A 21,694-nucleotide genomic window follows, 5' to 3' on the forward strand; every position below is an offset into this window, starting at 1 on the left:
CCCGGGGCACGTCCCGTCACCGCGGTACGTGTCCCGGGGGCCGGCGCCGTCCCGGGGCGGGCCGGGTCTCAGCCCGCGGTGCCCGCGTCGGCCGCCGCCAGCACCCCGAGGAACGCCGCCACCTCCGTCAGGTCGACCCGCTCCAGCTCGGCGGGGCGCAGCACGACGTGCAGTTCGCGGCAGATCACCCGCTCCCGGGAGTGGGTGATGAAGGACAGCAGGATCAGGCGCAGCAGGCTCTCCTCGTCGAGCCCGTGCAACCGGGACAGACCCGAGCCGATCAACGGCACGGCGACGCGGTCCAGTTGACCGTGCCGGTAGACGGCGTCCCACACCCGGCCGAGGCTGAGCCACAGCTCCTCGGTGCTGGACCGGGCCACGCAGTCGTTGCCCAGCCGGCTGTGGGCGACCCCGAAGACCAGCCGCGGCCGGCTGCCGAGCACCGCCACCGTGCCGACGGGATAGCGGTCGAGCTTGCCGTACGGCTTGTCGGCGCGGGTCTCCCGGGCCACCGGCACGGCCGCGCCGAGCGCGGCGTCCAGCTCGTCGTCCAGCCGCCGCACGTCACCGTCGTACCGGCGCTCCAGCAGTTGCCCCTGCACGCTCGTCCCGCTGATCACCACACCGTCGCGGACGTCCGTGTCGAAGGTGTCCGAGAACCCGACGACGAGGTGGGCGGACTCGTCGAAGAGGTCGCCCGGCCCGACCGTCACGGACATCCGGGGCCGCCCGAACTCCTGGTGCACGACCGCCGTGGGCCTGCTGCGCACCACGGCCCAGGCCAGGCAGAGCAGCACCGACGCCGCGGTCACCGGCGCCGGGCCGGGAATGGCCGCGGGCCACAGCTGCCCCACGAACTGAAGGACCGCCGACACCCCGCCGAAGGCCGCCATCAGGCTGCCGACGAACAGCCGCCGGGTCCGCGCGCCGCTGAACGTGCCGCGCCGGCCCCGGCGGCTCAGCCGCCCGCTCCCCCGCGGCGGACGGACGACCGGACCGGTCCCGCGCGAACCGACCGAAACCACAACTCCCCCAAACGGACAATTGATACGCTGCCGAAACCTGCCCCGCGACCACCGGTCGGGGGAGGGCGAAGCGAGTGGAGACCACTTGTATGGCGCGCATCCGTGTGAGCGTCCTGGGCCCGGCGAGGCTCGAAGTCGACGGCGTACCCGCCCGGTTGACCCCGCTGACGACACGGCTGCTGGTCCGCCTGGTGGCGGCCGACGGCGAGCCCGTTCCGGTGCGCCGGCTGCACCGGGACGTGTGGGCCCTCGACGGCGAGCAGCCGCACGCGGCCCAGCGCCACCGCAACGAGGTGCAAAAGCGCGTCCTGGAACTGCGCCGCGCCCTCGATCCCGCGCAACACGGTGACGGCGCCCGGGTGCTGCGCACCGAACAGCTGCTGGCCGGCCCGGCGCCCGAGACGGCGTACCGGCTGGTGCTCGCGCCCGACGAGCTGGACTGCGCGGAGTTCACCGACCTGGTCGACTCGGCGCTGCTCGCGGCGCCCGCGTCGGCCGCCGACCGGCTGGCGGCGGCGCTCGCGCTGGTGCGCGGCCGCCCCCTGGCCGAGGCGGGCGACGAGGACTTCGCCCGGCCGATGGTCCGCCGCCTCACCGCGCTGTACGAGACGGCCCGCCGCCAGCTGATCCGCAGCCGGATGGACCTGGGCCGCCACGACCTCGCGCTGCCGGTCGCCGAACGGATGGCCCGGGAGCGGCCCGACGACCAGGACGTCGCCGAGCTGCTCGGCACCCTGCGGGCCCGGATGCGCGAGCGGCACGGACGGGAGCTGCTGCGGCAGCCGTTCCCCGGCGCCGGTGACCTCGTGGTGGTGCGGGGCGACCTGTTCGACCAGGAGGACGCCAATCTGGTGGTCGGCTTCACCGACACCTTCGACACCGCCACCGAGCAGGACCTGGTGATCAGCCGGGAGAGCGTCCAGGGGCAGCTGGTGGACCGCTTGTTCGGCGGCGAGCGCAAGCTGCTGGACGACCGGCTCCAGGCCGGGCTGCGGGCGTTGCGGCCGCTGCGCACCGAGCGGGTCCAGGACAAGCCGCGCGGCCGGCGGGTCCGCTACCCCCTCGGCACCACCGTCCCGCTGACGGTGGACGGCCGCCGGGTCTTCGCCGTGGCCTACTCTCGGCTCGGCAACGACCTCGTGGCCCGCTCCGGCCCCGCCGACCTGCGGGCGAGCCTGGACACCCTGTGGCCGGCCGTCGCCCGCTACGGCATGTACCGGCCGGTCGCGATCCCCCTGATCGGCTCCGGGCTCGCCCGGATCGTGGAGCTGGACCGCACCCGGCTGCTGCTCATGATCGTGCAGAGCTTCGCCGATCACTGCCGCCGCGATCCGGCGACCGCCCCGGAGCTGCGCGTCGTGATCCGCCCGGCCGACCTGGAGCGGACCGACCTGTCGGTGCTCGGCGCGTATCTGCGCACGGCGCTGCTCCCCGGCTCCCGCACGGGCCCCGGCGACGCCACCGGCGCCGACGTCGGCGCCGGCACCGGGAGCCAGGACACCGGTGCCGGCGCCGGCGACAGCGGTGGGGCGTACGGCCGCCGGTGACGTCGACATGCCCCTACGGCATCAGCGACTCCGCTTCCGGGACCAGCCGCGCCCCGCTTCCGAAGCGCTTCCGGTCCGGGTCGCGGCGCTGACCGGCACGGCCGGGCGACGGGACGGCGGCCCCGCCCGGCGGGAGCCGGCCACTCCCCCCCGGCTCACCGGGCGACGACGGCGCAGCAGCCCCTCAGGTGCGCGACGGCACGCCGAGCGAGGCGAGCCGCTCCGCGAAGGGCGTGACCTCCTCGAAGGAGTCCCGCTTCGGCGACGGCGTACGCCCCTTCGACCCCCCGGACGGCCCCGTCAGCCCCGCCATCAGCGCCGCCAGCTCGGTCGCGGCCCGCTCGATGCGGGCGTCGAGGCCCTCCGCGCCCCAGTCCTCGGAGGCGGCGTACACGCCGGTGGGGACGACGACCGCCTTCAGGTAGGCGAACAGCGGCCGCAGCGCGTGCTCCAGCACCAGGGAGTGCCGGCCGGTGCCGCCGGTCGCGCCGATCAGCACCGGCTTCCCGGTCAGGGCGTCCTCGTCGGTGACGCTCAGCGCGTCGAAGAAGGACTTGAACAGTCCGCTGTACGACGCCGAGAACACCGGCGTGACGACGATCAGCCCGTCGGCCGCCGCGACCTCGGCGAACGCGTCCGCGAGCGCCGGGGCCGGGAAGCCGTTGGTGAAGGTGTGCGCGATCGCCACGGCGAGGTCGCGCAGCTCGATCACCCGGACGTCGGCCGGGGCGGGCTCGGGCGCGGTGGCCGCCGGAGCGGCGACCGCGGCCAGCCGGTCGGCGAGCAGCCGGGTGGACGACGGCGCGCTCAGCCCCGCCGAGACGACGACGAGCTTCATGCCCGTGCTCCTTCCTTCTCCTGCTTGCCCTGCTGCTCCGGCTTGCCCTGCTGCTCCTGGTCGGCGGCCTTCGCGGCCAGCAGGGACGCGTGGGTCGGCGCGTCCGGCACGTTCGCCGGGCGGTTCTTGGCGAACTCCTCGCGCAGCACCGGCACGACCTCCTCGCCGAGCAGGTCGAGCTGCTCCAGGACGGTCTTCAGGGGCAGCCCGGCGTGGTCCATCAGGAAGAGCTGGCGCTGGTAGTCGCCGGCGTAGTCGCGGAAGGCCAGCGTCTTCTCGATCACCTGCTGCGGCGAGCCGACGGTGAGCGGGGTCTGCGCGGTGAAGTCCTCCAGCGACGGCCCGTGCCCGTAGACCGGCGCCTCGTCGAAGTACGGCCGGAACTCGCGGACCGCGTCCTGGCTGTTCTTCCGCATGAAGACCTGGCCGCCGAGGCCGACGATCGCCTGCTCGGGCGTGCCGTGCCCGTAGTGGGCGTAGCGGGCCCGGTACAGCTCGATCATCCGCTTGGTGTGGTCGGCGGGCCAGAAGATGTTGTTGTGGAAGAAGCCGTCACCGTAGTACGCGGCCTGCTCGGCGATCTCCGGGGAGCGGATGGAGCCGTGCCAGACGAAGGGCGCGACGCCGTCCAGCGGTCGCGGGGTGGAGGTGAAGCCCTGGAGGGGGGTGCGGAACGTGCCCTCCCAGTTCACCACGTCCTCGCGCCACAGCCGGTGCAGCAGGTTGTAGTTCTCGACGGCGAGGTTGATGCCCTCGCGGATGTCCTTGCCGAACCAGGGGTAGACCGGGCCGGTGTTGCCGCGCCCCATCATCAGGTCCACCCGGCCATCGGCCAGGTGCTGGAGCATCGCGAAGTCCTCGGCGATCTTCACCGGGTCGTTCGTGGTGATCAGGGTGGTGGAGGTGGACAGCACCAGCCGCTCGGTGCGGGCCGCGACGTAGCCGAGCATGGTCGTCGGCGACGAGGGCACGAAGGGCGGGTTGTGGTGCTCACCGGTGGCGAAGACGTCGAGCCCGACCTCCTCGGCCTTGAGCGCGATGGCGACCATCGCCTTGATGCGCTCACGCTCGGTCGGCGTACGTCCCGTGGTCGGGTCGGGAGTGACGTCGCCGACGGTGAAGATGCCGAACTGCATGATCGCTCAACCTCCGTTTTGTTGACGGTTCAACTATACGCCTCCAACGGTGGCCCCCGACCCGTTATTCCGCAGGTCCGTGCGAAGCTGCCCGCATGCTGGTCCTCCGCTCCGCCGCCCTCTTCGTCGTCGCCGCCCTGTTCGAGATCGGCGGCGCCTGGCTGGTGTGGCAGGGCGTGCGCGAGCAGCGCGGCTGGCTGTGGGCGGCGGGCGGGGTCCTGGCCCTCGGCGCCTACGGCTTCGTCGCCACCTTCCAGCCCGACGCGCACTTCGGCCGCATCCTCGCCGCGTACGGCGGGATCTTCGTGGCCGGCTCGATCCTGTGGGGCGTGGTCGCCGACGGCTACCGCCCGGACCGCTGGGACATCGCGGGGGCGCTGGTCTGCCTCGCCGGGATGGCCGTGATCATGTGGGCCCCGCGCAACGGCGGCTGACCACGGCGCTGACTAACCTGGGCGGCGACGTCCGCACCGCCCTCCGTACCCACCTGGAGCAGCCCATGGCCACCGCAGCCGCCGCCCCGTCCGCCGCCTCCCGTATCGCCGTCGTCACCGGCGCGAGCAGCGGCATCGGCGCCGCGACGGCCCGGCAGCTGGCCGCGGCCGGGTACCGGGTGGTCCTCACCGCCCGCCGCAAGGACCGCATCGAGGCGCTGGCCGAGGAGATCCAGGCGGCCGGGCACCAGGCGACGGCCTACCCCCTGGACGTCACGGACCGCGAGGCGGTCGACGAGTTCGCGTCCGCCTTCCGGACGGTCGGCGTCCTCGTCAACAACGCGGGCGGCGCACTCGGCGCCGACCCGGTGGCCACCGGCGACCCGGACGACTGGCGCCGCATGTACGAGACGAACGTCATCGGCACCCTCAACCTCACCCAGGCCCTGCTCCCCAAGCTGGAGGCGAGCGGCGACGGCACGGTCGTGGTCGTCTCCTCGACCGCGGGCCTGTCCACCTACGAGGGCGGCGCGGGCTACGTCGCCGCCAAGCACGGCGAGCACGTCCTCGCCGAGACCCTGCGCCTGGAGATCGTCGGCCGCCCGGTCCGCGTCATCGAGATCGCGCCCGGCATGGTCAAGACCGACGAGTTCGCCCTGACCCGCTTCGGCGGCGACCAGGACAAGGCGGCCAAGGTCTACCAGGGCGTCGCCGCCCCCCTGACCGCCGACGACGTCGCCGACACCATCACGTGGGCGGTCACCCGCCCCGCCCACGTCAACATCGACCTCCTGGTCGTCCGCCCCCGCGCCCAGGCGTCGAACACGAAGGTGCACCGGGAGGCGTAGACCCACCCCGGTGCACCTGGCGCGGCCGCGCGTCGGCCCTTCGGCCGCGCGTCAGCCCTTCACGCAGACGACCTGCTTCAGCTTCGCCACGACCTCCACGAGGTCGCGCTGCTGGTCGATGACCTGCTCGATCGGCTTGTAGGCGCCCGGGATCTCGTCCACCACGCCGGAGTCCTTGCGGCACTCCACACCCCGCGTCTGCTCCTCCAGGTCCTTGGTGGAGAAGCGGCGCTTGGCGGCGTTCCGGCTCATCCGCCGGCCGGCGCCGTGGGAGGCGGAGTTGAAGGACTTGGCGTTGCCGAGGCCCTTCACGATGTACGAACCCGTGCCCATGGAACCGGGGATGATCCCGAAGTCCCCGGAACCCGCGCGGATCGCGCCCTTGCGGGTGACCAGCAGGTCCATCCCGTCGTACCGCTCCTCGGCCACGTAGTTGTGGTGGGCGCTGATCTCCTGCTCGAAGACCGGCTTGGCCTTCTTGAACTCCTTGCGGACCACGTCCTTCAGGAGCGCCATCATGAGCGTGCGGTTGTACTTCGCGTACTCCTGCGCCCAGAACAGGTCGTTGCGGTACGCCGCCATCTGCGGGGTGTCCGCGACGAACACCGCGAGGTCGCGGTCGACCAGGCCCTGGTTGTGCGGGAGCTTCTGGGCGACGCCGATGTGGTGCTCGGCCAGCTCCTTGCCGATGTTGCGGGAACCGGAGTGCAGCATCAGCCAGACGGAACCGGTCGTATCCGTGCACACTTCGACGAAGTGGTTGCCTCCGCCGAGCGTCCCCATCTGCTTTCCGGCGCGTTCGTGACGGAACTTGACCGCTTCGGCGACTCCGTCGAACCGCCCCCAGAAGTCGTCCCACCCGCCGGTCGCCAGTCCGTGGAAGCGTCCCGGCTCGAGGGGGCTGTCGTGCATCCCCCGCCCCACCGGAATCGCCTGCTCGATCTTCGAGCGCAGCCGGGACAGGTCGCCCGGGAGGTCGTTCGCCGTCAGGGAGGTCTTCACCGCCGACATCCCGCAGCCGATGTCGACGCCCACCGCCGCCGGGCACACCGCGCCCCGCATCGCGATCACGGAGCCGACCGTCGCACCCTTGCCGTAGTGCACGTCCGGCATGACCGCGAGGCCCTTGATCCACGGCAGGGTCGCGACGTTGCGCAGCTGCTGGAGCGCGCCCTCCTCGACCGTCGCCGGGTCGGTCCACATCCGGATCGGCACCTTCGCGCCCGGCATCTCCACGTACGACATATCGTCCTCATTCCCCCGGAAAAACAACAGAAGTCTCAAAGCGCAAAACCGGCGCCAAGGGCAGCCAAAGGGACGGCTGACCGGCGTTCACGGCGGCGCGTGCGATACACATTGTCTCCAGGGGACGCCCCCGCGCGGCAAGCGAATAACCAGCGGGGACACTGGAGTCCCGACCACAGCCACACCGGCGAGAGGAGCCGCACCGTGCAGCGGAAGGCCTACGTACCCGGCGTCGCCGCCCTCCTGGCGGCGTTGCTGGCCGGCTGCACCGGCGGCTCGGACGGCGGCGCCACCGCGGACGACTCGAACCCGGGACAGCCCGGGGTCGCGACCGAGGCGGCCGAGCCCGGCAAGTACCGCACCCTTCCGGAGCCGTGCGGCGCGGTCGGCCACAAGACGCTCGACTCCCTGCTGCCCGGCATCGAGGAGATCACCGACGAGGAGCAGCGCGAGAAGGCGTACGCGGGCGAGCCGACCCTCGCGTACGACACCGACCGCAAGGTCGGCTGCCGCTGGAAGGTGGAGTCGGCCGACGCCACCGACCATCTCTTCGTCGACTTCGAGCGGGTGGTGTCGTACGACCGCTCCGTGAGCGACGACAGCGAGGCCGAGCAGCTCTTCGCCCAGCAGGTGGAGGCCGCCGATCTGCCCGAACCGGTGGTCTCCGAGTCCGGGTCCGCCGCGGACTCCCCGTCCGGCAGCCCGTCGGCGTCCGCCGGGGATCCCGACGCGCCGGCCACCGGCGCGGGCGGTACGCCCTCGTCGTCCGCCTCCTCGTCGTCCGCCCCCTCGTCGTCCTCGTCGTCGAGCGAGTCCCCCGACGCCGCGCCCACCGACGTCCAGCCCCGGCTCCTGGACGATCTGGGCGACGAGGCGTTCGTGGACGACGCGCTCAGCAGCTCCGGCTCGACGGCGAAGCGGCGCACGGTGACTGTGGCGTTCCGCACGTCGAACGTCATGGTGACCATCGAGTACGCGGAGCAGTCGGCGACGCTCGGCGTCGTGCCGGACAGCGAGGAAATGCAGGACATGGCGCGGAAACTGGCTTCCCAGCTGGCGGATTCGCTGGGCGGCTGAGCCCCGCCGGGGCTCGCCCGCGCCCGCGCGCGGTGCCCCCGAAGCGGGACCGCACGATTTCTTCACCGCGTACCGTGGCCCCTCGGACCCGTTCCGAACGCAGGAATTACGAGTGCCATGAGTGAAGGAACCATGCAGCTACGAGCCCAGCGTGACCAGCGAGACCCGCAAGCGAAGCGAGCGAAGCGACTCACCCGCGTCCTTGTCGGCGCGGCCGCCGTACCCGTGATGCTGGTGGCAGCCGGCTGCTCCTCGGACTCCGGCTCGGACGACGGCAAGGACAAGGCCGCGGAGGAGTCCGCCGCGTCGAAGTCCGCGAGCCCGTCCCCGACGGTGCGGGCGGCGGCGTTCGGGAAGCTTCCGGAGCCGTGCTCGGCGGTGACGAAGAAGACGCTGGACGACCTGGTGCCGAAGGCCGGCTCCGGCAAGGAGGGCGCGTCCAACGACACGGCGACGCGGGCCAGTTGCTCCTGGGACAGTCTCGACGACAACGGCGTGAAGGGTTCCCAGTTCCGCTGGCTGAGCGTGTCGATGCTGCGCTTCGAGTCGGACGTGACGCGCGGCGAGGGCGACAAGCTGGCGGCTGACTACTACCAGAAGCAGCTGACGGACGCGCAGGGCGCGCAGGGTGCGAAGAGCGTCAAGACCGCGCCGGTGAGCGGCACGGGCGACGAGGCCTCGGTGGTGCGCTACGACCTGAAGAAGAAGGAAGGCACCTTCAAGCAGCAGACGGTCGTGGCACGGGTCGAGAACGTCGTCGTCACGGTCGACTTCAACGGCGCGGGCCTGGCGGGCGACAAGACGCCGGACGCCGACGACCTGGTGAAGGACGCGCAGAAGGCCGCCAAGGAGGCGGTGGCCGCGGTGACGAAGGCCAACGGCGGCGCCGGCGGCGGCACGTCGAGCGGTACGGCCTCGCCGTCCAAGTCGCCCTCCGGGGAGTCGTCGAAGGCGCCGTCGGAGTCGTCCTCGAAGGCGCCCGCGAAGGACAGCTGACGGTCTCTTCGGCCCACCGGTCACCCGTCCCCCGCACACATGTGCCACTCTGTTGCGCGCAACAACACGCAATGGGAGGGGAGTACGGGTGGCCGGCCCACTTCAGCTGACACGGACGCACCGGGTCCTCATCGGCATGGTCGTCTTCGGTGCCGTCATCATCGCCGGGATCGGCTTCGCGGGTTCGTACGCGGCGGTGCGCGAACTGGCCCTGAAGAAGGGCTTCGGGAACTTCAGCTACGTCTTCCCGATCGGCATCGACGCGGGCATCTGCGTGCTGCTCGCCCTGGACCTGCTGCTGACCTGGATCCGCATCCCCTTCCCGCTGCTGCGGCAGACGGCGTGGCTGCTGACGGCGGCCACGATCGCCTTCAACGGCGCGGCGGCCTGGCCCGACCCGCTGGGCGTGGGCATGCACGGCGTGATCCCGATCCTGTTCGTGGTGTCGGTGGAGGCCGCCCGGCACGCGATCGGCCGGATCGCCGACATCACCGCCGACAAGCACATGGAGGGCGTCCGCCTCACCCGCTGGCTGCTCTCGCCGGTGCCGACGTTCCTGCTGTGGCGCCGTATGAAGCTGTGGGAGCTGCGCTCCTACGAGCAGGTCATCAAGCTGGAGCAGGAGCGGCTGGTCTACCAGGCCCGGCTGCGGTCGCGGTTCGGCCGCGCCTGGCGCCGCAAGGCGCCCGTGGAGTCCCTGATGCCGCTGCGGCTGGCCCGCTACGGCGTACCGCTGGCGCAGACCGCCCCCTCCGGGCTGGCGGCGGCGGGCATCGAGCCCGCTCTGCTCCCGCCTGCGCCCCGGCCCCAGGAGGCGGTTCCCGAGGCGGGGCCCGCACCCGAACCGCGTGCCGAGCTGGTCAAGGGACCCGAGGCGGACGGGCCCGGACCCGCGCAACGGCCGCCGCACGGTGCCGGGGAGGAGGACGGCCCCGAGCAGAGCCCCTGGTTCAACACCCCTCGCCAGGTCGCCTACCAGGGCGGTTACGACCCCACCTACGACCCGGCCGAGCAGTACGCCCAGTGGTACGAGGAGCAGCAGCAGGCCGACGAGTACCGGGACCAGTACGAGGAGGAGCCCCCGCTCCAGGAGCCCTCGCCGGAGGAAACGGGCAGCTTCCCGATACCGGTCGCCCCGGGCCGCACCCGCGAACTGGGCGAGGGTGGCGGCACGGCCGAGCCGCCCCCGACGGAGGAGGACTACTACACGGTCTTCCGGAAGTCGATCGACGGCAGCTACCCGACGATCGCCCAGTTCCGCAACGACGTGGAGGCGACCTTCGGAGTGCCGCTGGCTCCGCGTGAGGCCGATCGTATGGTGAAGGCGTTCACCGAGCGCCACATGCGCGAGCTCCAGGAGGAGCACATCGCCTGAGGGCCTGTCCGGCCAACGGCGAAGGGGGCGCCCGGTGTTCGCCGGGCGCCCCCTTCGCCGTGGACCGGCCGTTCCTACTCCCCGAGCAGGGTGCGCACCCGGTCCTGTCCCACCGCGAGCAGCAGCGTGGGCAGGCGCGGGCCGGTGTCGCGGCCGACGAGCAGGTGGTACAGCAGCGCGAAGAACGTCCGCTGGGCGGTCTTGATCTCCGGCGGCAGTTCCTTGGGCGTGGCGTCGGCGGGGAAGCCCGCCTGGACCTTGGGCACGCCGTAGACGTGGTGGGTGAGCCCGTCCAGGGACCAGTGGTCGGCCAGCCCGTCGAGCAGCAGCCGCAGCGACTGCCGGCTCGGCTCGTCGAGGGACTTCAGCAGCTCGGCGTCGGGCTCCTGGCGCACGATGGTGCGCTGGTCGGCGGGGACGTGGGTGTTGATCCACGCCTCGGCCTTGTCGTAGCGCGGCCGGGCCTCGTCCAGCGCCTCGATCGGGTTCGCCGGGTCCAGCTCGCCGAGGATGCGCAGCGCCTGGTCCTCGTGTCCGGCGGTGATGTCGGCCACGGAGGCCAGCGTGCGGTACGGCAGCGGCCTGGGCGTGCGCGGCAGCTCACCGGCGGCCGTGCGCACCGCGCGCGAGTGCGCGGCGGCGTCGGCGGGCAGGGCCGAGCCTTCGGCGACCTTGGCGTCCAGGCGGTCCCACTCGTCGTACAGCCGCTGGATCTCCTGGTCGAAGGCGATCTTGAAGGACTGGTTGGGCCGGCGGCGGGCGTACAGCCAGCGCAGCAGCTGCGGCTCCATGATCTGGAGCGCGTCGGCCGGGGTGGGCACGCCGCCCTTGGAGGAGGACATCTTGGCCATGCCGCTGATGCCGACGAAGGCGTACATCGGGCCGATCGGCTGCTCGCCGCCGAAGATCCCGACGATCTGCCCGCCGACCTGGAACGACGACCCGGGCGAGGAGTGGTCCACGCCGCTGGGCTCGAAGACGACCCCCTCGTACGCCCAGCGCATCGGCCAGTCGACCTTCCAGACCAGCTTGCCGCGGTTGAACTCGCTCAGCCGCACGGTCTCGGAGAAGCCGCAGGCGGTGCAGGCGTACGTCAGCTCGGTCGAGTCGTCGTCGTAGGCGGTGACCGTGGTCAGGTCCTTCTCGCAGTTGCCGCAGTACGGCTTGTACGGGAAGTACCCGGCGGAGCCGGAGCTGCCGTCGTCCTCGGCGGCGGCGCCGGAGCCCTCGGCGGCCTCCAGCTCGGCCTCGTCGACGGGCTTCTGCGACTTCTTCCCGGGCGCCTTCTTGGTCCGGTACTGGTCGAGGATGGCGTCGATGTCCCGGCGGTGCTTCATGGCGTGCAGGATCTGCTCGCGGTAGACGCCGGAGGTGTACTGCGCGGTCTGGCTGATCCCGTCGAACTCGACGCCCATCTCGGCGAGCGAGCCGACCATGGCGGCCTTGAAGTGCTCGGCCCAGTTCGGGTACGCCGAGCCCTTCGGGGCCGGGACCGAGGTCAGCGGCTTGCCGATGTGCTCGGCCCAGGACTCGTCGACGCCCGCGATGCCGGCCGGCACCTTGCGGTAGCGGTCGTAGTCGTCCCAGGAGATCAGGTGCCGGACCTGGTGGCCGCGACGGCGGACCTCGTCGGCGACGAGGTGGGGGGTCATGACCTCGCGGAGGTTGCCCAGGTGGATCGGGCCGGAGGGCGACAGCCCGGACGCGACGACCACAGGTTTGCCCGGGGCACGACGCTCCGACTCGGCGATGACCTCGTCCGCGAAACGGGAGACCCAGTCGGTGGTCTCTGTGCTCTGAGCCACGATCGGCACGTCCTCTTCCCTGAAACTTCTCTGACTTCTCCGGAACCGCTCCGGAGGCAGCCGCTGCGGTCGCACGGCTGTCCGTCCCATTCTCCCAGCCCGGCCCGCATCCGCGAAAACCGCTTTTCACCGCATGGGATACTCGGTTTCGGTACTCCTTCCACGAACCCGAGCAGAACGGCAGCCACTCCATGGCCTCGGTCACGTCCCTCACCGCCTCCGTCCAGCAGCAGCTCGCGTCCGCCCTCACGGCCACCCGGCCGGAGGCCGCCGGCGCGGACCCGCTGCTGCGACGCAGCGACCGGGCGGACTACCAGGCCAACGGCATCCTCGCCCTGGCCAAGAAGGCGAAGGCCAACCCGCGGGAGCTGGCGACCGAGGTCGTCGCGCGGATCACCACCGGCGACGAGCTGATCAAGGACGTCGAGGTCTCCGGCCCCGGCTTCCTCAACATCACCGTCGCCGACGGCGCGATCACCCGGAACCTCGCCGCGCGGCTCGCGGACGGCGAGCGCCTCGGCGTCCCGCTGAACCCGGACGCGGGCACCACGGTCGTCGACTACGCCCAGCCGAACGTGGCGAAGGAGATGCACGTCGGCCACCTGCGCTCCGCGGTCATCGGCGACGCCCTGCGCGGCATGCTCGACTTCACCGGCGAGAAGACCATCGGCCGGCACCACATCGGCGACTGGGGTACCCAGTTCGGCATGCTCATCCAGTACCTGTTCGAGCACCCCGGCGAGCTGGCCCCGGCCGAGGACGTCGACGGCGAGCAGGCCATGTCGAACCTGAACCGGGTCTACAAGGCCTCGCGGGCGGTCTTCGACGCGGACGAGGAGTTCAAGGAGCGGGCCCGCAAGCGGGTCGTCGCCCTCCAGTCCGGCGACAAGGAGACGCTGGAGCTGTGGCAGCAGTTCGTGGACGAGTCGAAGGTCTACTTCTACTCCGTCTTCGACAAGCTCGACATGGAGATCCGCGACGAGGAGATCGTCGGCGAGTCCGCGTACAACGAGGGCATGCCCGAGACCGCCCGGATCCTGGAGGAGACGGGCGTCGCGGTGCGCTCCGAGGGCGCGCTCGTGGTGTTCTTCGACGAGATCCGCGGCAAGGACGACCAGCCGGTCCCGCTGATCGTGCAGAAGGCCGACGGCGGCTTCGGCTACGCGGCCTCCGACCTGACCGCGATCCGCAACCGGGTCACCGACCTGCACGCCACGACGCTGCTGTACGTCGTGGACGTGCGCCAGTCGCTGCACTTCAGGATGGTCTTCGAGACGGCCCGCCGGGCCGGCTGGCTGAACGACGACGTCACCGCGCACAACATGGGCTACGGCACGGTGCTCGGCGCGGACGGCAAGCCCTTCAAGACGCGTGCGGGCGAGACCGTGCGCCTGGAGGACCTGCTGGACGAGGCCGTGCAGCGGGCGGCGCAGGTCGTGCGGGAGAAGGCGCGGGACCTCACCGAGGACGAGATCCGGGAGCGGGCCGCGCAGGTCGGCATCGGGGCCGTGAAGTACGCGGACCTGTCGACCTCGCCGAGCCGCGACTACAAGTTCGACCTGGACCAGATGGTCTCGCTCAACGGCGACACCAGCGTCTACCTCCAGTACGCCTACGCCCGGATCCAGTCCATCCTCCGCAAGGCCGGCGAGGTCCGCCCCGCCGCCCACCCGGAGCTGGCGCTGCACGAGGCGGAGCGCGCGCTGGGCCTGCACCTGGACGCGTTCGGGGACACGGTCTTCGAGGCGGCCGCGGAGTACGCCCCGCACAAGCTGGCCGCGTACCTGTACCAGCTGGCGTCGCTGTACACGACGTTCTACGACAAGTGCCCGGTCCTGAAGGCCGAGACGCCGGCGCAGGTGGAGAACCGCCTCTTCCTGTGCGACCTCACGGCCCGCACCCTGCACCGGGGCATGGCCCTCCTGGGCATCCGCACGCCCGAGCGCCTCTGAGCCGCCCGGGGCGGGACCACCGCCCGCCCCGGCCGGACCGTCAGCAGCGGTGCCGGTCCGCGTAGTTCGCGAACGCGGCCTGGGTGCGAGTCCCGGCGATCCCGTCGACGGACAGGTTGTAGCCGTAGCCGCGGGAGTTCAGGTAGCGCTGGAGCGCCGCGACCGTCTCGGGGCCGACGATGCCGTCGATGGCGCCGCTGTAGAAACGCTGCGGGGTGAAGAAGGTCTGCGCCGCCTTCCAGCTGGTGGTGCCGAGCTGCCCGTCGATCGTGCCGGGCTTGTAGCCCAGGTCGCGCAGCCAGCACTGCCACTTCTTCGCCTGCGTGGTGGTCAGCCCCAGGTTGACCACCGCCAGCGGCGCCACCTCCGCACTCGCGGACCGCTGGGTGGGGGCGGGCGCCGCTCCGGCCGTCCCCGCGGCCGCCAGTCCTCCGCCGGCGATCGCCGCTGCCGTGGTGACGCTGACAAGTACCTTCGTGAGTGCTCGCATGCTGTCGTGCTCCCCTGATCGACGTTCGTTGTCGTGGTCGGCACCCAGCGTGCTCGTTCGGCGCCCCGCGGGGCGCCGAACGCCCCGAAGTGGCGGCGTCCCGGGACGTCCCGCCGCCTGACCTGCTCGGACGCCGCCGTTCGAGTCCCTGCGGTGGGACGGCCCGGGAGCGATCCGGCCGGCGCCGGGCTAACGCGCGGCCCGCAGACCCTCCCCCAGTCTCCGCAGGCCCTCCGCGATCTCGTCCGGGGTCTGCGTGACGAAGCACAGCCGCAGCGTGGCGCGGTCGGGCTCGCCGGTGTGGAAGGGGGCGCCGGGGACGTACGCCACGTCGTGCCGGACCACTTCGGGGAGCAGGGCGGTGGTGTCGTACCCCTCGGGCAGCCGGGCCCACAGGAACATGCCGCCCTCGGGACGGGTCCACACCGAGCCCGCCGGGAGCGCGTCCGCGAGGCCCGCGAGCATGGCGTCCCGGCGCTCTCCGTAGACGGCGGCGACGCGGGCGACGTGGGCGTCCAGGTCCCGGTCGGCGAGGTAGCGGGCGGCGGCGAGCTGGTTGACGGTCGGGGTGTGCAGGTCGGCGGCCTGCTTGGCGACCGTGCAGGCCCGGCGCAGCCCGGCCGGCGCCCGCAGCCAGCCCAGGCGCAGGCCGGGCGCCATGACCTTGGAGAAGGAGCCCAGCAGCACGGTCCGGTCCCGGGCGCCCTCACAGGAGGCGATCCACGGCACCCGCTCGCCCTCGAAGCGCAGCTCGCCGTACGGGTCATCCTCGACGATCCACAGGCCGCACCGCCCGGCGACCTCGGCGACGGCGGCCCGGCGGGCGGCGGGCAGGGTGCGGCCGGTGGGGTTGGAGAAGGTGGGGACCGTGTAGAGCAGCTTGGGGCGCTCGCGCACCACCAGTTCCTCCAGCGCCCCGGGGTCGATCCCGTCCTCGTCCCCGGGCACGGCCACCACCCGGGCGCCCGCCAGGCCGAATGCCTGGAGCGCGGCCAGGTAGCAGGGGCGCTCGACGAGGACGGTGTCGCCGGGTTCCAGCAGGGCGGTGGCGAGGAGCGAGAGGGCCTGCTGCGAGCCGGTGGTGACGAGGATGTCGTCGGCGTCCGTCGGCAGACCGCGTGCCGAGGTGCGGGCGGCGAGCGCGGCCCGCAGGGTGGGCTCGCCCTCGGTCGTGGAGTACTGCAAGGCGCGCGCGGGCGTCTCGGCGAGGACGTCCCGGTACGCGGCCGCGATGCCCTGCGCGTCGAACAGTTCGGGGGCCGGCAGCCCGCCCGCGAAGTTGATCACCTCGGGGCGGGCGGTGACGGCGAGGATGTCGCGCACGGGCGAACCGCCGATCGACCGGGCCCGCGCCGCGAGCGGCGGCAGCGGAGCGCTGGGGGCGGTGGTGGCGGTGGTGGCGGCGGACGCGGTCTCAGTCACGGTCATGCGCGCAGCGTAGGGACATAGGTGCCGCCTACAGGCGACTTTCCGCGATCCGGACACCCGTACGACTCGCGGCGCCCGGACCGTCAGCCCTTGGCGCCCAGACCGCCGTACACGTTGATGTCCGCGTCCGTGACGTCGTTGATGTCCTTGTACCGGACCTTCTCGATGTCGTCGAGCGCGGCGAGGTACGCCGCCTCCGGCTGCTCCGGCACCGGCGCCGCGTGGTCCGGCCGCCAGTGGTGCACCGGGACGACCCCCGGTTCGGCCAGTTCCAGACCGGTCTCGGTGAAGAACCGCTCGACGTCCTTGCGGGAGCGCAGCACGAAGGTGAACCCCCGCTCCGTGTACGTCCGCTGGACCGCGCGGATGTTCTCCGGGTTGAGGTCCTCCGTGAGGTGGCTGAGGACGAGCCGGCTGCCGGCGGGCAGCGCGTCCATCAGCCCGCGGACGATCGGGTACGCCTCCTCGTCCTCGACGAAGTGCAGGATGGCGACCAGGCAGAGCGCGACGGGACGGCTGAGGTCCAGGGTTTCGGCGGCCTGTTCGAGGATCCGCTGCGGGCTCTTCAGGTCGGCGTCAATGTAGTCCGTGCGCCCCTCGGGGCCGCTGGTGAGCAGGGCACGGGCGTGGGCGAGCACGACCGGGTCGTTGTCGACGTAGACGACCCGCGACTCGGGGGCGATGCGCTGGGCGATCTGGTGCACGTTCTCGGCGGTCGGCAGCCCGGTGCCGATGTCCAGGAACTGCCGGATGCCGTCCTCGCGGGCGAGCGCGGTCACCGCACGCCGCAGGAAGTCGCGGTTGTGCCGTACGTCGAGGTAGCCCCGAGGGTTGGCGGCGAGCCCGGCGGCCGCGGCGGCGAGGTCGGCGGGGTAGTGGTCCTTGCCGCCGAGGAAGACGTCGTAGACCCGCGCCGGGTGCGCCTTGCTGCTGTCGATCCTCCTCCGCAGCTCCGCGGGGTCCTGGCTGAGGGCGTCACCGGGCATGTGCGTCCCACCTTTCGGATGTCGCCTGACGAAGCGAACCGGTTGTGTGGTCAACAACCTATCCCCCGGCGGCACTTGCCGCCGCCCGCTGCCCCGATGCCCTGCCGTCCGTCCTCCCGTGCCGCGCCCGGCCCGCCTCAGCCGCCCTCGACCAGCTCCCAGGCGTCGCTGCCGAGGGGGTACGCGTAGTAGGAGTCGTCCCGGGAGGCGCTGGTGCGGAACGGCTTGCCGTTGTCGTCGATGCGCGTCGTGCCGTGCCGGCCGCCGCTGGACCACTCCAGTTCCAGCTCCCAGCTGACGTCGTGGCCGCTGGTGTGCGCGGCGACCTGGAAGACCTCGGGGTCGGACTCGCTGACGCTGTACGGGAAGTCCCGCTGGCCCCCGATCGGCACCGCCGTCGGCGTGCCGAGGTCGAGCGAGACGTCGAAGGCCGTGACGTGCACCTGGCCGCCGCATCCGTTGCCCATCACGTACTGGTCCCAGTCCAGCGGCGTTCCGCTGCTCTTCACCCGCACGTGCAGGTCCTCCAGGACCACCGTCTCCGGGCCGGTGCCCTGCACGGTGAGGACGACCGTCTGCCGGTTCGCGGAGACCGCGTTGAGGGGGGCGGCCCAGCCGACGGCGTCCTGCTGGACCGGGGGCTTGGGCACGTTCTTCGGGCTGCGGTCGACCAGGAAGGCGTGGTCGCAGGGCACGTCCCAGTAGTACGGGGTGGTCGACACGGTGAGCGGGGGCCCGGCGGGTGCCCGGCGGCCCGGCGTGGCGGTGGCCGGACGGGACGGCGAGGCCGAGGAGGTCCCGGACACCGACGCGGAGGCGGACGGGGCGGACGTGGACGCGCTCGGGCTCGGGCTCCTCGACCCCGCCCCGGTCGCGGTCCCGGACACCGGCGCGGAGGTCTGCGCGACGGCCCCGGCCGGACCGTGCCGGCCGTCGTCGTCCGGGCTCGCCACGAGGTTGGCCACGAGCGCCACCGCGGCGCTGACGGCGACGACGCCGGTCGCGGCGTAGAGCGCGGCGCGCGGCACCCGGCGGCGGGCCTCCGGGGCGGGCGGTGTCCCTGAAGCCGCCGAGGCACCACCACGCGCGACCGGGCTCTCCACGACCTCGGCGCCCGCGGATCCCTGGGTGCCCTCTGATTCCTCGGCAACCCCAGACCCCTGCGGGCCCTCCGCGCTCTCGGCGCTCTCGGCGCTCTCCTCGTTCCCGTCCGCCCCCTCGGTCTCGTCCTTCTTCACGCCGCGCAGCGCGTCCGCGCGGATCCAGCGGCGGTGGAGTTCGAGCAGTTCCTCGGGCGTCGCCCGGCACACCCGGGCGAGGCGTTCCACGGGCGCGAACTCGACCGGAACCACTTCCCCGCTGACGTACCGGTGCAGGGTCGAGCCGCTCATGTGCAACCGCTTGCCGAGTGCCCCGTAACTGAGCCCGGACCGCTCCTTCAGCTCCCGAAGCAGCGCCGCGAAGTCGTCCCCCGCCACCGTTCCTCCCTCTTCTCGCATCCCCGTACCGCATCCCAGAGGGACACCGTTCCCGCAGGTCAGGGCGTTCCAGGCGTCCCATCGTCCCGCATGCTCCCCCATCGCTGGCGGCCGGGACGATCAGGACCGCAAGCTGTGGTCATCCAAGCAGCCGCTCCCGCCGAACGGTCGAGCGGCTCGCCCCAACTCTCGCATCCCAAGGGGGACCTTCCATGTCCGCACGCCGCATCACCCGTACCCGCCTGTTCGCCGCCACCACGGTCGCGCTGGCCGCGCTCTCCCTCACGGCCTGCGAGGGCGACGAACTCACGGGCTCCCCGGCGCCCGACTCCGCCAACTCCGCGACGGCGGACGTGAACAACGCCCAGCCGGCGGGCAGCGCGAAGGGCGACACCGGTAAGTCCGGCTCGAACAGCTCCAACGGCTCGAACAGCTCCAACGGCTCCGCCGGAAACGACAACGCGTCGGGCTCCGGCTCCGGTGCGGACGCCGCGACCGGAACCGGAGCCGACGAAAGGTCCGACGGCTCCGACGGCTCCGACGCGGACGTCCCCGGCGAGTGCTCCGCGTCCGACGTACGGATCACCGCGGCGAACGCCCCGCGCCCGATCAATCACCTGCTGCTGACCGCCACCAACACCGGTTCGAAGACGTGCGCGCTGCCGCAGTACCCGGCGGCGCGGTTCGGCGAGGCCCAGTCGGTGCCGCCGGTCGCGGAGTCCAGCAAGCCGCAGTCGCTGACGACGCTGGCCCCCGGCGAGTCCGGCTACGCGGGCGTACGGCTGTCCTCCGGCGACGGCAGCGGCGAGAACGGCTACGAGACGAACACCCTCACGATCCCCTTCGAGGACGGCTCCATCGCCACGGTCAAGCTGCCCGCCGGCGGCGTGTACGTCGACACCGCGCTGACCGTCACCTACTGGCAGACCGACGCGTCCAACGCCCGCGAGTACTGAAGGGGTCCGCGCACCCGCACCCCGTGTACGAAGGGCCGGCACAGGTCGCTCAGCGCAGTGTGCGGGCGACCTCGGTTGCCCAGTACGTCAGGATGTTGCGGGCGCCGGCCCGCTTGATCCCGGTGAGGCTCTCCAGGATGGCCCGGTCGCGGTCGATCCAGCCCTTCTCGGCGGCGGCCTCGATCATCGAGTACTCGCCGGAGATCTGGTAGGCGGCGACCGGCAGGTCCGAGGCCTCGGCGACCTTGGCGAGGATGTCGAGGTAGGGACCGGCCGGCTTGACCATCACCATGTCGGCGCCCTCCTCCAGGTCCAGCGCCAGCTCGCGCATCGCGTCCCGCGCGTTGGCGGCGTCCTGCTGGTAGGTCTTGCGGTCGCCCTTGAGCGACGAGCCGACCGCCTCCCGGAAGGGCCCGTAGAAGGCGGAGGCGTACTTGACGGTGTACGCGAGGATCGCGACGTCCTCCCGCCCGATCTGGTCGAGGGCATCACGGATGACCCCGATCTGCCCGTCCATCATCCCGCTGGGCCCGACGACATGGGCGCCCGCGTCGGCCTGGACCTGCGCCATCTCGGCGTACCGCTCCAAGGTGGCGTCGTTGTCCACACGCCCCTGGTCGTCGAGCACCCCGCAGTGACCGTGGTCGGTGAACTCGTCGAGACACAGGTCGGACATGACGAGCAGCTCGTCCCCGACCTCGGCCCGCACGTCGCGCAGCGCGACCTGGAGGATCCCGTCGGGGTCGGTGCCCGCCGTCCCGGCGGCGTCCTTCTTCCCGTCCTCCGGCACCCCGAAGAGCATGATCCCGGAGATCCCGGCCTCCACCGCCTCCGCGGCCGCCTTCTTGAGCGTGTCCCGGGTGTGCTGCACGACACCGGGCATCGCCGCGATCGGCACCGGCTCGCTCACGCCCTCGCGAACGAAGGCGGGGAGGATGAAGTCGGCGGGGTGCAGCCGGGTCTCGGCGACCATCCGACGCATCACGGGGGTGGTCCGCAGCCGCCGGGGCCGGGTGCCGGGAAAGGATCCGTACGTCGTCATACCACCTACGCTACGCCCGCCCCACCCGTGCCTTTGCCGACGGGGAGTCGGCCCCGGACCGACCTCCGCCAAGCTTGACCTCAACCAAACTTCAGCTTCTACCGTCGACGCCATGGACTACTCACACAGCGACGCCGAACTGATCCGCCAGCCCATCGGTTACTGGAGCTGGGCGGCGTACAAAGCCGTCGTCACCCGAACCCGGGCGGCCCTGGCCGAGCTCGGCACGACCCAGCCCCAGTGGTGGGTCCTCGCCCAAGTCGCCCGCGCCGACACCCCGAAGACCCGCGCCGAGGTCTCCGGCCTCCTGCGGAACTACCTCGATGCCGGCCCGGAGGCGATGGAGTCGGAGATCGACGCGACGATCGCGGCGCGCTGGATCACCGAGACCGCCTCCGACGGCCTGCTCTCCCTGACCCCGGAGGGCAGGACGTTCTTCGAGAAGGCAGCCGCCCTCCAGGACGACCTGTGGACGGAACGCCACGCCGGAATCCCCGACGAGGAGTACCTGACCACCATGAAGGTGCTCCAGCGCTTCATCCACAACACGGGCGGCCGGGCCTGGCACCACTGAGGGGTGTCCGATTCCTTCAAGGCGACGGCGACGGCGGCCCGCTACCGTCGCTGCCATGAACAGCGTCGAGTCGCGCCACCTGAGCATCCGCGTCGACCGCACCGTCGACGACGTCTACGCCTACGCCTCGAATCCGGCCCACCTGCCCGCGTGGGCCCACGGCCTCGGCACCTCCATCGAGAAGAGGGCGGACCACTGGGTCGCGGAGTCCGCCCCCATGGGCCGGGTCACCGTGACCTTCACCCCGCCCAACGACCTGGGCGTACTCGACCACCACGTCACGCTGCCCTCCGGGGAGACCGTCCACAACCCGCTCCGCGTCATCGCCGACGGCACGGCGAGCGAGGTGGTGTTCACCCTCCGGCGGCGGCCGGGGACGACCGACGCCGACTTCGAGCGCGACGCGGCCATGGTCACCGCCGACCTGGCGAGGCTCAAGGAGCTGCTGGAGACCGACTAGGG

At 72.3% G+C, this 21,694-nt stretch carries 20 protein-coding genes; 10 read left to right on the top strand and 10 right to left on the bottom strand.

Going from position 1 to position 21,694, the window contains the following annotated elements; all coding sequences use genetic code 11:
• Positions 1-68: 68 nt before the first annotated feature.
• Positions 69-1,025, bottom strand: a complete 957-nt coding sequence (locus B9W62_RS16730) for a macro domain-containing protein (protein WP_256976449.1) — start codon at positions 1,023-1,025, stop codon at positions 69-71.
• 89 nt (positions 1,026-1,114) lie between these two features.
• On the opposite strand from B9W62_RS16730, the gene B9W62_RS16735 reads away from it, so the two are divergent.
• A complete protein-coding gene (locus tag B9W62_RS16735; protein WP_087807912.1) occupies positions 1,115-2,572 on the top strand; it encodes an AfsR/SARP family transcriptional regulator in 1,458 nt (485 codons plus the stop codon).
• Between the two features lie 184 nt (positions 2,573-2,756).
• Here B9W62_RS16735 and B9W62_RS16740 read toward each other — a convergent pair whose 3' ends face one another.
• On the bottom strand, positions 2,757-3,410 hold the full coding sequence (locus B9W62_RS16740; RefSeq protein ID WP_087807913.1) for a CE1759 family FMN reductase: 654 nt from the start codon (positions 3,408-3,410) through the stop codon (positions 2,757-2,759).
• On the bottom strand, positions 3,407-4,546 hold the full coding sequence (locus B9W62_RS16745; RefSeq protein WP_087807914.1) for an LLM class flavin-dependent oxidoreductase: 1,140 nt from the start codon (positions 4,544-4,546) through the stop codon (positions 3,407-3,409). Before B9W62_RS16745 ends, B9W62_RS16740 begins: the two co-directional genes overlap by 4 nt.
• Before the next feature lie 95 nt (positions 4,547-4,641).
• Here B9W62_RS16745 and B9W62_RS16750 point away from each other — a divergent pair, with 95 nt between their 5' ends.
• Positions 4,642-4,980 (top strand): YnfA family protein, encoded by a 339-nt coding sequence (locus tag B9W62_RS16750; protein ID WP_007387504.1) that lies wholly within the window; start codon positions 4,642-4,644, stop codon positions 4,978-4,980.
• 65 nt (positions 4,981-5,045) lie between these two features.
• Positions 5,046-5,828 (top strand): SDR family NAD(P)-dependent oxidoreductase, encoded by a 783-nt coding sequence (locus tag B9W62_RS16755; protein ID WP_087811946.1) that lies wholly within the window; start codon positions 5,046-5,048, stop codon positions 5,826-5,828.
• Between the two features lie 51 nt (positions 5,829-5,879).
• Here the strand turns inward: B9W62_RS16755 and B9W62_RS16760 are convergent, their stop codons facing one another.
• Positions 5,880-7,073, bottom strand: a complete 1,194-nt coding sequence (locus tag B9W62_RS16760) for an RtcB family protein (protein ID WP_087807915.1) — start codon at positions 7,071-7,073, stop codon at positions 5,880-5,882.
• Between the two features lie 204 nt (positions 7,074-7,277).
• On the opposite strand from B9W62_RS16760, the gene B9W62_RS16765 reads away from it, so the two are divergent.
• The 3 genes from B9W62_RS16765 (at position 7,278) to B9W62_RS16775 (ending at position 10,521) form a co-directional block, all read left to right on the top strand.
• Positions 7,278-8,150 (top strand): DUF3558 domain-containing protein, encoded by an 873-nt coding sequence (locus B9W62_RS16765; RefSeq protein WP_179235519.1) that lies wholly within the window; start codon positions 7,278-7,280, stop codon positions 8,148-8,150.
• 117 nt (positions 8,151-8,267) lie between these two features.
• Entirely contained in the window at positions 8,268-9,146 is an 879-nt protein-coding gene (locus B9W62_RS16770; protein WP_256976450.1) for a DUF3558 domain-containing protein, read from the top strand.
• Positions 9,147-9,234: 88 nt separating this feature from the next.
• The gene (locus B9W62_RS16775) at positions 9,235-10,521 is read left to right on the top strand and encodes a DUF2637 domain-containing protein (RefSeq protein ID WP_087807918.1); all 1,287 of its coding nucleotides are present in this window, start codon (positions 9,235-9,237) and stop codon (positions 10,519-10,521) included.
• Positions 10,522-10,595: 74 nt separating this feature from the next.
• On the opposite strand, the gene lysS is transcribed toward B9W62_RS16775, so the two are convergent.
• Entirely contained in the window at positions 10,596-12,335 is a 1,740-nt protein-coding gene (lysS, locus tag B9W62_RS16780; protein WP_087807919.1) for a lysine--tRNA ligase, read from the bottom strand.
• A 182-nt stretch (positions 12,336-12,517) separates the two neighbouring features.
• On the opposite strand from lysS, the gene argS reads away from it, so the two are divergent.
• Complete coding sequence (argS, locus tag B9W62_RS16785; RefSeq protein ID WP_087807920.1) at positions 12,518-14,278, top strand: arginine--tRNA ligase; 1,761 nt, start codon at positions 12,518-12,520, stop codon at positions 14,276-14,278.
• 40 nt (positions 14,279-14,318) lie between these two features.
• Here the strand turns inward: argS and B9W62_RS16790 are convergent, their stop codons facing one another.
• The 4 genes from B9W62_RS16790 to B9W62_RS16805 all read right to left on the bottom strand — a co-directional run bounded on the left by B9W62_RS16790 (position 14,319) and on the right by B9W62_RS16805 (position 18,660).
• Entirely contained in the window at positions 14,319-14,768 is a 450-nt protein-coding gene (locus tag B9W62_RS16790) for a peptidoglycan-binding domain-containing protein (protein ID WP_087807921.1), read from the bottom strand.
• A gap of 189 nt (positions 14,769-14,957) precedes the next feature.
• Complete coding sequence (locus B9W62_RS16795) at positions 14,958-16,196, bottom strand: aminotransferase-like domain-containing protein (RefSeq protein ID WP_087807922.1); 1,239 nt, start codon at positions 16,194-16,196, stop codon at positions 14,958-14,960.
• Positions 16,197-16,279: 83 nt separating this feature from the next.
• Positions 16,280-17,182: an SAM-dependent methyltransferase gene (locus B9W62_RS16800; RefSeq protein WP_087807923.1), complete on the bottom strand. Its 903-nt coding sequence runs from the start codon at positions 17,180-17,182 to the stop codon at positions 16,280-16,282.
• Positions 17,183-17,319: 137 nt separating this feature from the next.
• The gene (locus tag B9W62_RS16805; protein WP_087807924.1) at positions 17,320-18,660 is read right to left on the bottom strand and encodes a helix-turn-helix domain-containing protein; all 1,341 of its coding nucleotides are present in this window, start codon (positions 18,658-18,660) and stop codon (positions 17,320-17,322) included.
• A 212-nt stretch (positions 18,661-18,872) separates the two neighbouring features.
• On the opposite strand from B9W62_RS16805, the gene B9W62_RS16810 reads away from it, so the two are divergent.
• Positions 18,873-19,616, top strand: a complete 744-nt coding sequence (locus B9W62_RS16810) for a DUF4232 domain-containing protein (RefSeq protein WP_087807925.1) — start codon at positions 18,873-18,875, stop codon at positions 19,614-19,616.
• 49 nt (positions 19,617-19,665) lie between these two features.
• Here the strand turns inward: B9W62_RS16810 and hemB are convergent, their stop codons facing one another.
• The gene (gene hemB / locus B9W62_RS16815) at positions 19,666-20,658 is read right to left on the bottom strand and encodes a porphobilinogen synthase (protein ID WP_087807926.1); all 993 of its coding nucleotides are present in this window, start codon (positions 20,656-20,658) and stop codon (positions 19,666-19,668) included.
• 112 nt (positions 20,659-20,770) lie between these two features.
• Between hemB and B9W62_RS16820 the strand changes: the two genes are divergently transcribed.
• Both B9W62_RS16820 and B9W62_RS16825 read left to right on the top strand, forming a co-directional pair.
• Positions 20,771-21,232: a MarR family winged helix-turn-helix transcriptional regulator gene (locus B9W62_RS16820; RefSeq protein WP_087807927.1), complete on the top strand. Its 462-nt coding sequence runs from the start codon at positions 20,771-20,773 to the stop codon at positions 21,230-21,232.
• Between the two features lie 55 nt (positions 21,233-21,287).
• Positions 21,288-21,692, top strand: coding sequence for an SRPBCC family protein (locus B9W62_RS16825; RefSeq protein WP_087807928.1), 405 nt, complete (start codon positions 21,288-21,290; stop codon positions 21,690-21,692).
• The last annotated feature ends 2 nt before the right edge of the window (positions 21,693-21,694 follow it).

Source organism: Streptomyces sp. CS113 (genome assembly GCF_002188365.1).
GTDB classification, from domain to species: domain Bacteria; phylum Actinomycetota; class Actinomycetes; order Streptomycetales; family Streptomycetaceae; genus Streptomyces; species Streptomyces tendae.

Coding starts and splice junctions, on each gene's coding strand:
- B9W62_RS16760 (WP_087807915.1), bottom strand. CDS start 7,073: ATGTCGTACGTGGAGATGCCGGGCGCGAAGGTGCCGATCCGGATGTGG.
- B9W62_RS16770 (WP_256976450.1), top strand. CDS start 8,268: ATGAGTGAAGGAACCATGCAGCTACGAGCCCAGCGTGACCAGCGAGAC.
- argS (WP_087807920.1), top strand. CDS start 12,518: ATGGCCTCGGTCACGTCCCTCACCGCCTCCGTCCAGCAGCAGCTCGCG.
- B9W62_RS16795 (WP_087807922.1), bottom strand. CDS start 16,196: ATGACCGTGACTGAGACCGCGTCCGCCGCCACCACCGCCACCACCGCC.
- B9W62_RS16755 (WP_087811946.1), top strand. CDS start 5,046: ATGGCCACCGCAGCCGCCGCCCCGTCCGCCGCCTCCCGTATCGCCGTC.
- hemB (WP_087807926.1), bottom strand. CDS start 20,658: ATGACGACGTACGGATCCTTTCCCGGCACCCGGCCCCGGCGGCTGCGG.
- B9W62_RS16790 (WP_087807921.1), bottom strand. CDS start 14,768: ATGCGAGCACTCACGAAGGTACTTGTCAGCGTCACCACGGCAGCGGCG.
- B9W62_RS16820 (WP_087807927.1), top strand. CDS start 20,771: ATGGACTACTCACACAGCGACGCCGAACTGATCCGCCAGCCCATCGGT.
- B9W62_RS16800 (WP_087807923.1), bottom strand. CDS start 17,182: ATGCCCGGTGACGCCCTCAGCCAGGACCCCGCGGAGCTGCGGAGGAGG.
- B9W62_RS16810 (WP_087807925.1), top strand. CDS start 18,873: ATGTCCGCACGCCGCATCACCCGTACCCGCCTGTTCGCCGCCACCACG.
- B9W62_RS16825 (WP_087807928.1), top strand. CDS start 21,288: ATGAACAGCGTCGAGTCGCGCCACCTGAGCATCCGCGTCGACCGCACC.
- B9W62_RS16750 (WP_007387504.1), top strand. CDS start 4,642: ATGCTGGTCCTCCGCTCCGCCGCCCTCTTCGTCGTCGCCGCCCTGTTC.
- B9W62_RS16735 (WP_087807912.1), top strand. CDS start 1,115: ATGGCGCGCATCCGTGTGAGCGTCCTGGGCCCGGCGAGGCTCGAAGTC.
- B9W62_RS16740 (WP_087807913.1), bottom strand. CDS start 3,410: ATGAAGCTCGTCGTCGTCTCGGCGGGGCTGAGCGCGCCGTCGTCCACC.
- B9W62_RS16745 (WP_087807914.1), bottom strand. CDS start 4,546: ATGCAGTTCGGCATCTTCACCGTCGGCGACGTCACTCCCGACCCGACC.